This is a genomic window from Sinorhizobium fredii NGR234, from assembly GCF_000018545.1.
Lineage (GTDB): Bacteria > Pseudomonadota > Alphaproteobacteria > Rhizobiales > Rhizobiaceae > Sinorhizobium > Sinorhizobium fredii_A.
Genome location: NC_012586.1, coordinates 973,469 through 986,610, shown reverse-complemented (window position 1 = coordinate 986,610; position 13,142 = coordinate 973,469). Strand labels below are relative to the sequence as shown.

The 13,142-nt window shown below is 59.4% G+C and carries 14 protein-coding genes and 6 pseudogenes; 12 read left to right on the top strand and 8 right to left on the bottom strand.

Annotated elements, in window-relative coordinates; genetic code table 11:
- Positions 1 to 337: 337 nt before the first annotated feature.
- Both NGR_RS04845 and NGR_RS32975 read left to right on the top strand, forming a co-directional pair.
- Positions 338 to 575, top strand: a pseudogene (locus NGR_RS04845) (type II toxin-antitoxin system prevent-host-death family antitoxin).
- Positions 576 to 701: 126 nt separating this feature from the next.
- Positions 702 to 961: pseudogene (locus tag NGR_RS32975) on the top strand (tyrosine-type recombinase/integrase); the annotation flags it as partial.
- Positions 962 to 972: 11 nt separating this feature from the next.
- Here NGR_RS32975 and NGR_RS04835 read toward each other — a convergent pair.
- The 3 genes from NGR_RS04835 to NGR_RS04825 all read right to left on the bottom strand — a co-directional run bounded on the left by NGR_RS04835 (position 973) and on the right by NGR_RS04825 (position 3,160).
- The gene (locus NGR_RS04835) at positions 973 to 2,331 is read right to left on the bottom strand and encodes an IS5-like element ISRsp18 family transposase (RefSeq protein WP_015887115.1); all 1,359 of its coding nucleotides are present in this window, start codon (positions 2,329 to 2,331) and stop codon (positions 973 to 975) included.
- Between the two features lie 222 nt (positions 2,332 to 2,553).
- Positions 2,554 to 2,904 (bottom strand): type II toxin-antitoxin system RelE/ParE family toxin, encoded by a 351-nt coding sequence (locus NGR_RS04830; RefSeq protein WP_193377875.1) that lies wholly within the window; start codon positions 2,902 to 2,904, stop codon positions 2,554 to 2,556.
- Positions 2,885 to 3,160: a type II toxin-antitoxin system ParD family antitoxin gene (locus NGR_RS04825; RefSeq protein WP_015887113.1), complete on the bottom strand. Its 276-nt coding sequence runs from the start codon at positions 3,158 to 3,160 to the stop codon at positions 2,885 to 2,887. Before NGR_RS04825 ends, NGR_RS04830 begins: the two co-directional genes overlap by 20 nt.
- 86 nt (positions 3,161 to 3,246) lie before the next feature.
- Between NGR_RS04825 and NGR_RS32970 the strand changes: the two are divergent.
- The 3 genes and pseudogenes from NGR_RS32970 to NGR_RS04810 all read left to right on the top strand — a co-directional run.
- Positions 3,247 to 3,348: pseudogene (locus tag NGR_RS32970) on the top strand (integrase); the annotation flags it as partial.
- Between the two features lie 321 nt (positions 3,349 to 3,669).
- Complete coding sequence (locus NGR_RS04815) at positions 3,670 to 3,924, top strand: type II toxin-antitoxin system VapB family antitoxin (protein ID WP_015887111.1); 255 nt, start codon at positions 3,670 to 3,672, stop codon at positions 3,922 to 3,924.
- The gene (locus NGR_RS04810; RefSeq protein WP_015887110.1) at positions 3,924 to 4,310 is read left to right on the top strand and encodes a type II toxin-antitoxin system VapC family toxin; all 387 of its coding nucleotides are present in this window, start codon (positions 3,924 to 3,926) and stop codon (positions 4,308 to 4,310) included. Before NGR_RS04815 ends, NGR_RS04810 begins: the two co-directional genes overlap by 1 nt.
- Positions 4,311 to 4,364: 54 nt before the next feature.
- On the opposite strand, the gene NGR_RS04805 is transcribed toward NGR_RS04810, so the two are convergent.
- Complete coding sequence (locus tag NGR_RS04805; protein WP_015887109.1) at positions 4,365 to 4,640, bottom strand: type II toxin-antitoxin system prevent-host-death family antitoxin; 276 nt, start codon at positions 4,638 to 4,640, stop codon at positions 4,365 to 4,367.
- Between the two features lie 70 nt (positions 4,641 to 4,710).
- Between NGR_RS04805 and NGR_RS04800 the strand changes: the two are divergent.
- Positions 4,711 to 5,865 (top strand): annotated as a pseudogene (locus tag NGR_RS04800) (tyrosine-type recombinase/integrase); the annotation flags it as partial.
- On the opposite strand, the pseudogene NGR_RS33650 reads toward NGR_RS04800, so the two are convergent.
- Positions 5,861 to 6,092, bottom strand: a pseudogene (locus NGR_RS33650) (hypothetical protein); the annotation flags it as partial. The pseudogenes NGR_RS04800 and NGR_RS33650 overlap by 5 nt on opposite strands.
- A 355-nt stretch (positions 6,093 to 6,447) precedes the next feature.
- Here NGR_RS33650 and NGR_RS04790 point away from each other — a divergent pair.
- Positions 6,448 to 7,305, top strand: coding sequence for a Hint domain-containing protein (locus NGR_RS04790; RefSeq protein ID WP_015887105.1), 858 nt, complete (start codon positions 6,448 to 6,450; stop codon positions 7,303 to 7,305).
- A 206-nt stretch (positions 7,306 to 7,511) separates the two neighbouring features.
- On the opposite strand, the gene NGR_RS04785 is transcribed toward NGR_RS04790, so the two are convergent.
- On the bottom strand, positions 7,512 to 7,961 hold the full coding sequence (locus NGR_RS04785; RefSeq protein ID WP_015887103.1) for a helix-turn-helix domain-containing protein: 450 nt from the start codon (positions 7,959 to 7,961) through the stop codon (positions 7,512 to 7,514).
- A 571-nt stretch (positions 7,962 to 8,532) separates the two neighbouring features.
- Here NGR_RS04785 and NGR_RS04780 point away from each other — a divergent pair.
- The 3 genes from NGR_RS04780 (at position 8,533) to NGR_RS04770 (ending at position 10,507) form a co-directional block, all read left to right on the top strand.
- Positions 8,533 to 8,787, top strand: coding sequence for a type II toxin-antitoxin system HicA family toxin (locus tag NGR_RS04780; RefSeq protein ID WP_015887102.1), 255 nt, complete (start codon positions 8,533 to 8,535; stop codon positions 8,785 to 8,787).
- A complete protein-coding gene (locus tag NGR_RS04775; RefSeq protein WP_015887101.1) occupies positions 8,784 to 9,140 on the top strand; it encodes a type II toxin-antitoxin system HicB family antitoxin in 357 nt (118 codons plus the stop codon). The genes NGR_RS04780 and NGR_RS04775 overlap by 4 nt, the downstream gene beginning before the upstream one ends.
- A gap of 306 nt (positions 9,141 to 9,446) precedes the next feature.
- A protein-coding gene (locus NGR_RS04770; RefSeq protein ID WP_164923881.1) for an IS630 family transposase occupies positions 9,447 to 10,507 on the top strand; the annotation gives its coding sequence in 2 pieces (ribosomal slippage) (positions 9,447 to 9,939 and positions 9,939 to 10,507; 1,062 coding nt in all).
- Between the two features lie 141 nt (positions 10,508 to 10,648).
- Here the strand turns inward: NGR_RS04770 and istB are convergent.
- Both istB and NGR_RS04760 read right to left on the bottom strand, forming a co-directional pair.
- The gene (gene istB / locus NGR_RS04765) at positions 10,649 to 11,386 is read right to left on the bottom strand and encodes an IS21-like element helper ATPase IstB (RefSeq protein ID WP_015887098.1); all 738 of its coding nucleotides are present in this window, start codon (positions 11,384 to 11,386) and stop codon (positions 10,649 to 10,651) included.
- A gap of 12 nt (positions 11,387 to 11,398) precedes the next feature.
- Positions 11,399 to 12,181 (bottom strand): annotated as a pseudogene (locus NGR_RS04760) (Mu transposase domain-containing protein); the annotation flags it as partial.
- A gap of 38 nt (positions 12,182 to 12,219) precedes the next feature.
- Here NGR_RS04760 and NGR_RS04755 point away from each other — a divergent pair.
- Together NGR_RS04755 and NGR_RS32965 are read left to right on the top strand one after the other, a co-directional pair.
- Entirely contained in the window at positions 12,220 to 12,489 is a 270-nt protein-coding gene (locus NGR_RS04755; protein ID WP_010875067.1) for a DUF5372 family protein, read from the top strand.
- 190 nt (positions 12,490 to 12,679) lie between these two features.
- Positions 12,680 to 13,129 carry a helix-turn-helix domain-containing protein gene (locus NGR_RS32965; protein WP_010875068.1) on the top strand — a complete coding sequence of 150 codons (450 nt, stop codon included), beginning with the start codon at positions 12,680 to 12,682 and terminating at the stop codon, positions 13,127 to 13,129.
- Positions 13,130 to 13,142: the final 13 nt, after the last annotated feature.

Genomic DNA, 13,142 nt, shown 5'->3' with positions numbered 1-13,142 from the left:
TCCGCTCGGAGGTTCCCAGCCCTCCCCTCGCCTCCCCAAAAACCCGCAAATGCAGGCGTTTGTGAAGATTGCTCTTGAAAAGCGGTGTCAGCGCTGCACTAAATTTGCGAATTTAGTACAGCGCTCCAACTGCCATTTCCCGATCCAAAAAGGGCCGATTATTGAGGGATAGGTGCGTTGTACTAAAAATTGTGGAGTTAGTACAATGGGACCGACATGAAACAGATCGATCTCATGTATCGCACCATGACGGAGAACTCGGTCAACGCCTGCTCGATGCCAGCTTCTCGGCCGACTTTCCGATAGAGGGCCGCTTTGTCGGGGTAAATAATGGCAATTGCAGGATGCTAAAAATCAATTTTCGAAAGTCGTGCAGAAGGCGCGCTTCGAGGGACCGCAGGTCGTCACCGTGCGCGGCGGGCGCACGGCCATCGCGCTCTCAGCCCACGACTACGACGCGCTGCGCGCTGGCCGGCCTGGTCGATGATCTCCTCAGGGGACCAGCCTGGGATGAAGCGTTCGCCGATGTGGTCGAAACGCGCGCTAAAAGCCCCGGCCGGGATGTGAACTTCTGATGTATCTGGTCGACACCAACATCGTTTCGGAGGCGCGGCGTGGCACGCGACAGGCTGTTTCCTGGCTGCGCTCCGTTGACCCGTCGAGCGTGTTCCTGAGTGCGCTCACCCTCGGCGAGCTTCAAGGGGCCCCTCTTCCGCTGCGTCACCGAAAGCAGCAAAGACGTTGGGCCGGACCGCCTCAATGACAAGGCGGTCGCCCGCCTCGTCAAGTCCGCGGAAGCGAAGTCGAGCGGGCGGCCAAATTCTCCGGTCATTCGCTGCGCGCCGGCCTGGCCTCCTCGGCCGAAGTCGATGAGCGTCATGTGCAGAAGCAGCTCGGCAATGCTAGCGCCGAAATGACCCGCAAATACCAGCGCCGACGCGACCGATTGAGTCGATCGTGAAGAACTCGCTTTCAGGCAGTTTGCTGCGGCGTTGGTCGGCTCTGGAACGTGAGGAGTAGTGCGGCGAACAGACACAAAAGTTGCCTGAACCATCGCAGCAGGAGGGAGAAGTTGTATCCGGCGGCGGCCAGAACGGCATTGACGGCATCCCCCTGTTCGCCAGCGAGATAATTCCGGTCCATTCTGTGTTCGCTCTTGAGGTGTCCAATGACGGGTTCGACCGCCGATCGTCGTCGCATCTGGCGTTTGATGGCGGGCGTGAGGCGGCGCTTCTGGCTGCTGGTGAAGACCCTCAGCTTGTGACTTTCGGGAGCATTATGGCCGCGGTATCCAGCATCGGCGAGAATGCGGGAGAGCTCGTTGCCGATCATCTTTTCCATATCCGGAATGACGGTCGCGAGCGTGTGGCCGTCGTAGGGATTGCCGGGCAGCGCCGTCGCGTGCAGGGCGAACTGCCCGCCCTTTGAACGGTTCAGTGTTGTGGCCACGGACACCTTCACGCCGAACTCATAGGGCTTGTGCGCCTTGCCTTTACCAATGCACTCGACTTCGTCGGCATGCAGGCTGTAGATCTTGCGGCCACGCTGACGTTGCCGCTGCGCGATGACCGTTTTTGCCTGATAGAGCGACCATTTGAAGATCGCGTCGAGTTGTTCGTCGCCGGCGATCTGACGCTCGATGTCGCGAACGGTCCGGCCGAGATAGGTCTTCAACTTGCGCAGCGCCTTGCCGGCCCGTTTGAATTGCTTCGCATGAGCGTAGCGCTGGTGCTGGATCAGGGCGAATTTACCGACCCGAATATAGGTCTGGCGCAGGTCGAGCCCCATTTTCTTCGCCAGCCGCACCAGCCGTTCGCGCGCCCGGTGAATAAGCTTGGCATCCGTCGGGAACATGACGTTCTTCGGTTGAACGGTCGTGTCGACGATCACCTGCCGCGTATCCTGCGGCTTCATCGCGCCTGTCTTGACTGCCACGGCCAGGCTCTCCTGCAAGAGCGCGCCGATCCGTTCCTCGCCCATGCGCTGCCGCCAGCGCGTCATCGAGGAGCGGTCGAACGATAGTTCGTGCCGAAAGAACTCCTCGCCGCACAGGTACTGAAAATAGGGGTTCTCCACCCAGCGCTCGCACAGCGCCTCGTCCGACAGGTTGAACGTATGCTTCAGAATGGCCAGCCCCGCCATCAGCCGTGTCGGCAATGGCGGCATGCCCGCTCCGTCCGAATAGACCGTCCCAAAGCGGGCTTCCAACACCGGCCAGTCAATAGCCTGCGCCAGACGCACCAGTTCGTGCTTCATATTGATGATCTGGTCGAGCCGGGATCGGAATAAATCCTGTTCACCCGTTTGGCGCCGTTCGCGTGGTTTACCCATTCCTGGCTCTCCGATTCACCGCGATAAACCCAGTGAATCACGCTTCGCCAACCAGGCAAACCTCAAACTGATTTTGCAAGGAAACAGCCCGTTCGGCGGCTGTTTCCTGCAAATAGAAGAACTGCAGATCCCTCGATTCCTATGTTTAATCAGCGGCTTCCGAGTTCTTCACGGCCGACGATTTAGGGTCGATCTGACGAGGGCCTCGGGGCTGTAGGGACCTTATCCGGCCAGCATATGTGCGAGCATATTTCTGATGTGGTCCTGCGCGCCGTAGAAAATTGCCGCGACAATGATTGTGCGGCTGTGTTCCACCGGTAGAAACCAAATAGCCGCCTTGTCCCGCCGCAGAAACCGGATCCCGGGATGAATATCCGGCCGCAGAGTGCCGATATAAGGCGTATCGACGAGACGAACGATTTCGACACGCAATTTGTGGATCCGTTCAGCGCTACGCTCCACGGCCTCGTCAGGCGAGTCCCCGAGTTCGACATAGGCGTCGAACAGGTGATCGAAGATCAACTCGAAATCGCGTTCGGCATCCTCAGAATATTCAAGAGTCCACACGAACAATCCGTCGCTTCCGCTCAATCATTGCCGCGACGCGGCTTTCCATTTCCGTCGCAGAAATCATCGGTCCGTTCAATCGCCGCTGGACCAATTCGCGAAGCGCTGCCGTTTCGACGGTCTCTGTTTCCGTCTTTTGGCGAAGCAGTTCTAGGCCCTGCTGAAGGACAGAACTCATGCTGGAATACCGGCCGCTCTCCACCAGCGAACGGGCAAACGCATCCTGCTGGTCGGTCAGCGAGATCGACGATTTAACACTCATCGGTTTAACTCCTTTGAGCCCAATTTGCTACTCAGTAGCATATTTGTCAATCTGACGAGATGTCAGGGCGACAGAAGTCAACGACGGTGCAAAAGCAGCTCGGCCATGCTAGCGCGGAAATGACCCCAAAATATCAGCGCCGGCGCGACAGTTTCCAGGTCAATCTCACCAAGGCATCCGGGCTTTGAGAGCCCCCTTCCCCGCTCCCGGCGTGAAATCGTTAGGTCAAAATTTAGGGCTGGGTTTTCAGCTTAGCGCTTCATTTGAAATCAGCAAGTAAAAGCCCAATTTCCGTTATCCAGACGCCTTCTCCGGACCCAGTATCGATAGTGATGGCTCTTGAGTCGCAAATCACCATGTTCGCGCCAAATCACAGTCGAACGGAGCCAAGTCGAGCCGGCGCACGCTTGCGCTCGAGAGCTCGGTTTCGGCCAGATACGACGACCAGCCGCTTGCGCCGACGCCCAAACAAGGTAGAATATAGAGAATTAGGAACCAAGGAACCACAAATGGCGCTCAGCATTAAAGATCTAGAGACGGAACGCCTGGCCAAGGCACTGGCTGAGAAGACCGGTGAAACCATTACCATGGCGACCCGCCGGGCACTGGAGGAACGGCTGCGGCGTCTCGCAAACGCCGGAAATCGCGATGTCCTTCTCGAGGAACTGGCCGCCAGCCGCAAACGCTGGGCCAGGCTGCCGGTTGCCGACAACCGCTCCGCCGACGAGATTTTGGGCTATGACGGGAACGGGCTCCCCAACTGATGGTCATCGACACCTCCGCCATCCTCGCGATCGCATTCAACGAGCCGGAAGCAGAAACCTACGAACAAAAAGTCGTCGACGCTCCACGGCGCTTCATCTCCGCCGCCACAGTCCTTGAACTCGCCATCGTCATCGAGGCGCGCCTCGGCGAGGCAGGTGCCGCAGAGCTCGATCTGTGGCTCTACAAGGCGGGTGTCGAAGTCGTCGCCGTCGACGCGGAACAGATTGCGGTGGCAAGGCGAGCCTGGCGCAGCTACGGCAAAGGCCGCCATCCGGCCGGTCTGAACTATGGGGACTGCTTCTCCTATGCGCTGGCCAGGACACGCAACGAACCGCTGCTCTATAAAGGCGATGATTTCTCGCGCACGGACATCCAGGCCGCATGAGATCACATCCGTTGCACCCGGCAGCCGCCGCAAGCAGCATGATCATCGAAGAATTCAGTCGGCAGCATGCTTGTCCGTCAGCCGTTCGGCATTGAGACGATCGAGGCCCGGCTCCTCGAACTTGTCGACGGCGGCGAGATCGGCGCCGCCCAACTCCGCCGTCGCCTCGACGCGACGGCCACGCCGCGACAGCCGCAGATAGTCCTCGTAGGCGATCAGCACGGTGCGCGGCCGGCCATTCTTGGTGATGATCACCGGCTCGCGCACGGCGGCATCGTGGTAGGCCCCGAAACCCTTCGAGGTCACCGCAGCGGTTACGGTCAACGCCATTTCAACACTCCCCTTTTCCGGGATACACGGATTTTCCGAAATGCCCACAAGAGCGTCGGAGGCTGAAGCGATGATCGACGACCACCGAGTAGCGGGTTCAGACAGCCAAGCGGTTCATCGCCGCGCCGAAGAGCTCGACGCACTCGATGCGATTCTGCCGTTCGACCGCCGCGACCAGCTCGCCGCGCTGCTGACCGACGAAGACGTCGCAACCTTGAAACGTCTCGCCAGCGAAGGCATGGGCGACAATACGCTCCGCGCGCTTGCCTCCGACCTCGGATATCTCGAGGCCTGGTGCCGGCTGGCGACCAGCACCCCCTCCCCTTGGCCCGCGCCGGAGTCGCTGCTCCTGAAATTCGTCGCGCATCACCTCTGGGATCCGGCTAAACGCGCCGAGGATCCGGCCCATGGCATGCCGGCAGATATCGCGGCCGGATTGCGCGCCGAGCGGCCGCTGAGGGCCGCCCGGCCCGCATGCGCCCGGCACGGTGCGGCGGCGGCTGACCTCGTGGTCGATCCTCACCCGCTGGCGCGGTCTCACCGGCGCCTTCGCCGCGCCGTCGCTGAAGAGCGCACTCCGACTGGCGGTCAAGGCGAGCAACCGGCCACGGCAGAGGAAGAGCAAGAAGGCGGTGACGGTCGCCGTTCTGGTAGAGCTGCTTAACGCCTGTGCCGGCGATTGTCGATCGCCGGGATCGGGCGCTGCTGTTGACGGCTTTTGCCGCCGGCGGTCGGCGCCGTTCCGAGGTGGCCGGGCTTCGGGTCGAGGATCTCACCGACGAGGAACCGGTGCGCGCCGATCGGGCCGACAAGAACTCCCCTGCCTGCCTGTCGATCCGTCTCGGCCGCCCCAAGACGACGACCGCCGATGACGACGAGCATGTGCTGTTGATCGCCCGGCCGGTCACCGTGTTGAAGCAATGGCTGACCGAGGCGCAAATCAACGACGGACCGCTGTTCCGGCGCATCGATCAGTGGGGCAACGTCGACCGTCGGGCACTGACACCCCAATCGGTCAACCTTGTCTTGAAGCGCCGCTGCCAGCAGGCCGGGCTTGATGCCGAAAAATTTTCGGCGCATGGATTGAGGTCCGGCTATCTGACCGAGGCGGCCAACCACGGTTTCCCTTTCCGAAGCGATGCAGCAGTCGCTGCACAAGTCGGTGACGCAGGCGGCGAGCTACTACAACAACGCCGATCGAAAGAAATGTCTCGCTGCTAGGCTTCGGCACGCTGCATCAGCGATACCATCTCTCCCTTCAGGCGATGCGAGCGCTGCAGGTCGGCGGCGTGCTCGGCGTTCTGGCGGGGATCGTAGAACACATCGATCGTCCCGTCGGCCGCCTGTCGTGTGTGCTTCCTCCAACTGTTTCTTCAAGCTATCCAACTCGGCTTTTGTCGCTGAATGACATAGCCTTCCACATAGCACACATCCTCTCGATGGCGCGCATATTGCCGGAGCTGATATAGCCATTCGGTTGCCGCGATAGCGAGAGCAAGAACTATCGCAGGGGCCGCCAGTTCGGACTCTCCGTGCCTCGGGGGTAGAGGTCGCATAGAGCACATGCTTAAAGTGATTGTTTGCAACTCCTTGCCGGCAAGAAGGTTCCGGGCAATATCCTCAGCAATTCGCGTGCCCGGCAGGGTGCCAGTCAAGGTTAAGCGCCTACTTCGAAGGTTCATCATGCTACTGTCTGAGCGGTACTGCCGCCATTCGTCTACAGACGTAATAACCTAAAGGGGAAATTGTCCTACCGTAGGGCAAAGAAGGACAATGGCTGCACCAAAAAAACTTGGGAGAAGCCACGATGTCGAGCCAAAAAGGCGGCCCGCCGATCAACGAGACAAGGCGCCACATCCTCGGCCTGACTATAGCGATCGGCGCCAGAATGGCGGCAATGGGTTCGCTTGCCGGTACATTCCTTTCCTCGCCGGCCAAGGCCGGAGGCAAGGCCTGGTGGAAGATTGGAGGGTCGAACCCGGGCAAGGGCCACGGTAATGGAAATGGAAAAGGGGGTAACGGCGGCGGACCGATGTGCCTGTTGCGCGGTACATCGATCATGACGCCGTCAGGCGAAGTCAGAATCGAGGCGCTTCGTATCGGCGACCTGGTCGCAACGGTGCGGGGCCCAGCCATGCCGATCAAATGGATCGGTCGCCATGTCTATCGTCGTAGCGGGCCAATGTGGCACAAGAACGTAGTGCCGGTTCGCATCGCCCGCTTGGCCATCGACGGACAGAGACCACATAAGGACCTTTACCTCTCCGCCGGCCATGCCCTCTACCTTGATGGGGTTCTCATCCGAGCCACGGACCTTGTCAATGGAACCTCGATCACGCCGGCGCTTCCGGATGCCCGCGATACCATCGAGTATTTCCACATCGTGCTCGACACCCATGAGGTGGTGCTGGCCGAAGGAGCGCCGGTTGAGACCTGTCTGCTGGAGGACTGCAACTACGAGGGCTTTACGAACTTCGTCGAGTTCTCACGCCTTTATCCGGCAGACCACTCCTCTAAGATGACGCCCTTCGCGCCGCTCGTCGGCTATGGAGGCAGGGAGCACCTGAAGGCGCTGTTGCGCCTGGCTTCGGGTCGGCTCGTTCGTGCCTCTCCGCTCCAGTACACCTACGAGCGACTTGCCGCTCGTGGAGAGGAGCTCGGCTAAATGCCACTGCGAATCACGCCGGCTGGCCGCCCCAGTCGGCGTGGGTGGACGGGGGGCTCCAGAGCATGCCCACGAATCCCTCGTCAGCTCTGGGGCTCGTTCCTACGGAGCGCCACAACCGTGGAAAGTACCCCCCGATGAGCAGCGCCGACTATTGGACGATCCTGTGGATCATGTTGTCGCTGGCGTTTGGCGTTTTCCTCGCCCTACTGACCCGGCGGCGATGAAGCAAAGCTTCCTGCGTGCGTCCCATCATCCTCAGCAAGCCGTTGCACCAATCCGAGGAACGAACGTCTTACCCTCACGTCTGCGATACGGGAAAAGGCCCGATTGAGAGCAAGTCCCATCGGGCTTGAGACAAACTCTACCGTCGATCTGCTCGCGGCCAGCCCAGCGTCGTCGCTGTGGTCGCTCGCGGAGCTCTCAAAGAAGAAAGTAAGCGGTACTTCGAGCACATTCGCAATCGCTTGAAGCCGGCTCGCGCTGACCCTGGTGCGGCCGTTTTCATATTTCTGCACCTGCTGGTACGTCACGCCAAGTGCTTTGGCCAGTTCCGTCTGTGACATGTGCAACAGGAGGCGCTGCATACGGATTTTTTGCCCCACGTGCGAGTCTATCGGATCTGGCCTCCTTCGTGCCGACAAGTTGCTGGACAAACGATTTTCCTTCCACTGAGGCCCGGACCGAATGGCGTGAAGCGACTATCGAGCCTTTGCCCTGGGACCCATTGCGGGCTCGTGGCCGGCCGACCGGGACCGCAGTCCATTATGCCGCCGGCGCTGTTGCTGTCGGAACTTTCGAATCTTCAGCGGTGGGTCAACGAGCAACATCAGAACAACCGCGACCGCAACGAGTACATATGCCGGAATACCGGTCGTCGCGTTCGCAAGCGCAGCGATCAACATGGCCGCTGTGATGTAAATCGCTGTCGCTCCGGGGCCGGATGCGACCCTCCAACCCAGTTCCGCAAGCCGATCTTTCCATTTACGGTCCGGCATCGCTATAGCTCCGATTGCACTCCGGCATTCGCCACAATTATGTGTCGCGCTAGCCATTGGGCAACCTGTCTCAGACCTTTAGCGGCGCGCGTTGGACCAAGGTCCGATCGCTCCCGATTTGGCCTTCTTACAGGCTTACGGTTCAGCGGGTCCGCTTCATGCCTGTCGCACCAACAGAAAGACCGTCGAGTCTCTGCTTGCATAATCAGCAAGCGTCTTATTTGCTGGCGTGAACAGCAAGCAGAGAAAGACCCTCGCGGCCGTGTTCAAGGACCCGGTTTCTGGAACCATTGAATGGGTCGCCATAGAGAACCTGCTTGTGGCTGCTGGCGCGAACGCAATCGAAGGAAACGGCTCCCGGTTTAAATTCGAAAAAGACGGCATCATTGCGAGCTTCCATCGACCTCATCCAGACAAGGAAGCAAAGCGTTATCAGGTGCGCGATGCTCGCGAGTTCCTGATGCAGATTGGAGTAACGCCATGAACACTATGACTTACAACGGCTATCACGCTCGCATCGAATTCGACGCCGAGAACGAAGTGTTTTTCGGCAAGATTGCAGGTATCTCCGATGTAATCGGTTTTCAGGGCGACAGTGTCGCTGAAATCAAGAAGGCCTTCCATGAGGCAGTTGATGATTACCTCGAGACCTGCAGGAAAATAGGCAAAGAGTCTCAGAGAGCCTATTCAGGCAAGATCATGTTTCGTGTCGCTCCCGACGTCCATCGCCGAGCAGCTCTTGCTGCTGAGCTTTCGGGAAAGAGTCTCAACCAGTGGGCAGAAGAGGTGTTGCAAGAAGCAGCCGACCACTTTGCCGAGGCACGCATATCGGCATAGTGTCGATAGCGGCCATGATAAATCAGAAATTCGCCGTACGGCTATCCACCCGGTCCGCCCAACACCTATTGATTTCATTGAACTTTTCACGGCTTCTTTGCGCAAATTGGCTGGTTATCATAACCTGAAGGCAAGGCGAACATGTCGGCCAAAAAAGCTAAGGGGAGTCGAGGATCATGGTTCGCGACGATCGCGGGATAACGACGTCGTTAGTGACGTGTCTTATACCAAGCCTCAATAATCCCGACTCTTGAGATTCCCAAAAGCCGACGAATCTGAATCGATGGCGCAAACAGGAGGTTTGCGATGGGTTCAGCGATTTCTTTGCGATCGGACTTTGATGGGAACAGGCTGCGACTACTGGCCCGACAGACAAAAGATGCCAGCCAGGCGCGGCGTTTTCTGGCGCTTGCGTCGATTTATGATGGCGGCTCTCGTGCGGATGCTGCTCGGCTCGGCAGCGTCACTGTGCAGATCGTGCGTGACTGGGTGGTGCGGTTCAACGCGCGCGGTCCCGACGGTTTGATCAACGGCAAGGCTCCAGGCAAGCCGTCGCTGTTGAACGATGATCAACGCGCGGCCTTGGCGCAAGCCATCGAGCGCGGCCCCACACCCTATCTCGATGGCGTCGTGCGCTGGCGTCTGTGTGACCTGGCCCGATGGCTGTGGGCGGAATTCGGTGTCTCGGTGAGCGAGCAGACCTTGGGTCGCGAAGTACGCTCGATGGGCTACCGCAAACTCTCCGCTCGGCCGAGGCATCATGCGCAGGATGCTGATGCGGCCGAGGCATTTAAAAAAACTTCCCCGCCGCAGTGGCAGAAATCGCCGTTGGCCCCGCCAAGGGTAAAATGATCGAAGTTTGGTTTCAGGACGAGGCGCGCATAGGCCAGAAGAACAAGATCACACGTCGCTGGGCCACGCGTGGATCGAGGCCATCCGCGCCGCACGACCAGAGAACCCGCTCGGCCTACATCTTCGGCGCGATCTGTCCCAGCCAAGGCAAGGCCGCAGCCCTGGTGATGCCTTGGTGTGACACTCATGCCATGAACCAGCATCTGATCGAGATATCGCGAAACGTCGCCGACGGTGCGCACGCCATCCTGATCATGGACCAGGCAGGGTGGCATATGTCCAACAATCTGATGGTTCCCGAGAACATCACCATTTTGCCCCTGCCGCCGAAATCGCCCGAACTCAATCCCGTCGAGAACATTTGGCAGTTCATGCGCGAAAACTGGCTCTCAAACCGCGTCTTCAAATCCTACCAGGACATCGTCGACCACTGCTGTCACGCATGGCGAACACTGCAGGACCGACCCTGGAAGATCATGTCCATCGGTCGCAGGCAATGGGCCCATGGGTTCTGATCAATGAGGGTTGGTTGCCGATTCCGATGAAGCCGCCCCTTTGTTCCGAGATGATTGCGCCCCCGGTTTCCGGGATGATCTCGCCCCCTGTTTAGTGGGGTCTGCAGGCGATGATTGTTGTCAGTTCATTCAGGCGAGGTGTCAAGCTTTGCGCGGCAGATTTCGGCGTAGGCTTTCGCCGCTCAGTTCAATGCGGTGAGCATTGTGGACCAACCTGTCGAGTATGGCATCGGCATAGGTTGGGTCGCCGATGACGCCGTGCCATGCGGATACGGGAAGTTGGCTGGTAATGATCGTCGATCGACGGCCGTAGCGATCTTCGAGGATTTCGAGCAGATCGTGACGGGCCTGTTCGTTGAGCGGCTCGAGTCCCCAATCATCGAGGATCAGGAGCTGAACATGGCCCAAGGTCCGTTGCAGCCGGGCATACCTGCCGTCACCACGAGCGAGCGCAAGCTGAGCAAACAGCCTCGGGACACGCTGATAGAGCACTGAGCGATCGTCGCGGCAAGCCTTGTGGCCAAGAGCGCAAGCCAACCAACTCTTTCCGACACCTGAGGGTCCGCAGATGGCCAGATTGTCATGCGCGTTGATCCAGTCGCCAGCGAGCAGTTTCATGAAGAGGGCGCGGTCAAGGCCGCGTTCGGCGCGATAATCGACATCTTCCGGGGTAGCCTGGTGGCGAAGCTTGGCAAACCGGAGGCGTGCCGCAAGCTTGCGATCGTAACGGGAGCTCCATTCCCGTTCGAGCAGTAATCCGAGCCATTCGGCGTGCGAGAGATGTTCGGCTTCGCCGTTGCCAACGAGTTCACTGAAGGCCTTTGCCATGCCGGCCAGGCCCATGGCATTCAATTTATCCAGTGTTGGATGAGCAAGCATCTTTCGTTCTCCTTAGTGATAATAGCGGGGTCCGCGGATGTTGGCGTGATGGATCGGTTCATGCGACGCCGCTCCATTTGAGGCAGCTGTTCGGTCAAGGTGATTGTCGAGGATGGAGCGCACCGAGCCATAGGTCCGGGCCCCGATCTCCAACGCACGGCTACAAGCGGCATTGACCCTGTCGCGGCCAAAGCTCTTGTTAAGGCGGATGATCCCGAGACAAGCGCGGAAGCCCTGCTCGGGATGCGGCCTGTCGGCAAGGATGCGCTCGCACAACAGCGCAACATCCGGCCCCATGGCAGAGGCTTCGCGTTGAATCCGTTCGATCGTCCAATCGGCAAAGCGGCGATGCGCCGAGGGCATATGATCAGGGATCGTCGTGTGCTTGCCATTGCCGCTGGAGCGGCGATGGGCGGCAATACGCTCGCCCTTGTGGAAGATCTCGATCGTATTGGCGGTGATACGAGCCTCGACCTGCTCACGGGCGAAGCGATAGGGAACGGAATAATAGTGCCGCTCGATCTCGACGTGATAATCCAGCCCGGCACGCCGGATACGCCATTCGGCAAAGACATAGCGTTCGACAGGCAGTGGTCGCAAAGCTGGGCGATCAAGCTCTTCGAACAGTTGGCGGCGGGTGGCACCGACGCGGCGCAGGACCCGCTTATCGTTGAGATCATGGAGCAATTCGCCGATCGCCGCATTGACCTCGGCCAGGCTGTAGAAGATGCGATGGCGCAGGCGGCCCAGTAGCCAGCGTTCGACAATGCGAACCGCAGCTTCCACTTTCGCCTTCTTTCAAGTCCAGGACTGCAGTTCGTACTGACACTCAAGTGCGTATAGAGTTCGAGGTCACGCACCCGTTCCATCCGTGGCGCGGCCAGCGCTTCGTGTTGTCGACACGCAAGCAGAACTGGGGCGAGGATCGCGTCATGTTCTACGACGCGGATGGGCGGCTTCGCTCGCTGCTTGCGTCATGGACGGACGTCGCTGCACCCGATGTTTTCATTCAGATCGCGGCCGGTAGGTCGTTCGTGCGTCCAGATGATCTGGCAACCCTAGCCGCATTGATCGAGCAAATCGAGCGCAGCCATGGCGGCTGAATGCGTGTCAGGCAATTTATGCCGATTATGTAAATCTAATTATGCCGAATCATACGGGCGCTCACAGCGATAATTGCCTCTACATTGTAGTTATATGCAGCATAAACAGCCATATCGCCCGGCGTCGTTAGGTTGACACGTTCTCTATCGAGGCGTAATTTGATTTACACCACTAGGAAGAGGTTATGCCATGCCCAACGAGACCAAACGTGAGCGACTGCGCGAGCTCGGAGCACTCAATGCGCGGCCCGAAGCCGTCCGTGCACCCTGGTTTCGTGAGTCCACCTTCTTCGATCCTCTCGATCTCGTGCAGGTGAAGTACGAGATGCTGCGTCACGTCCAGGAGGATGGCGTCAACAAGGCCGATGCCGCCGCGCTTTTCGGTCTGTCGCGGCCAACCTACTATCAGGCCGAGGCCGCGTTCGAACGCGACGGCATTGCCGGCCTGCTGCCGCGCACCCGAGGGCCAAAGTCGGCCCACAAACTCACCGACGAGGTCATGCAGCTCATCGAGCAGAACCAGCATGCGGGCGCCCCGCTGCAGGCGCGCTCCCTGGCAGAACTGCTGCATTCGACGCTCGGCATCAGTGTCCATCCCCGCAGCATCGAACGCGCGATCGCCCGTAAAAAAAAACGGTGAGCCCCATGCACGC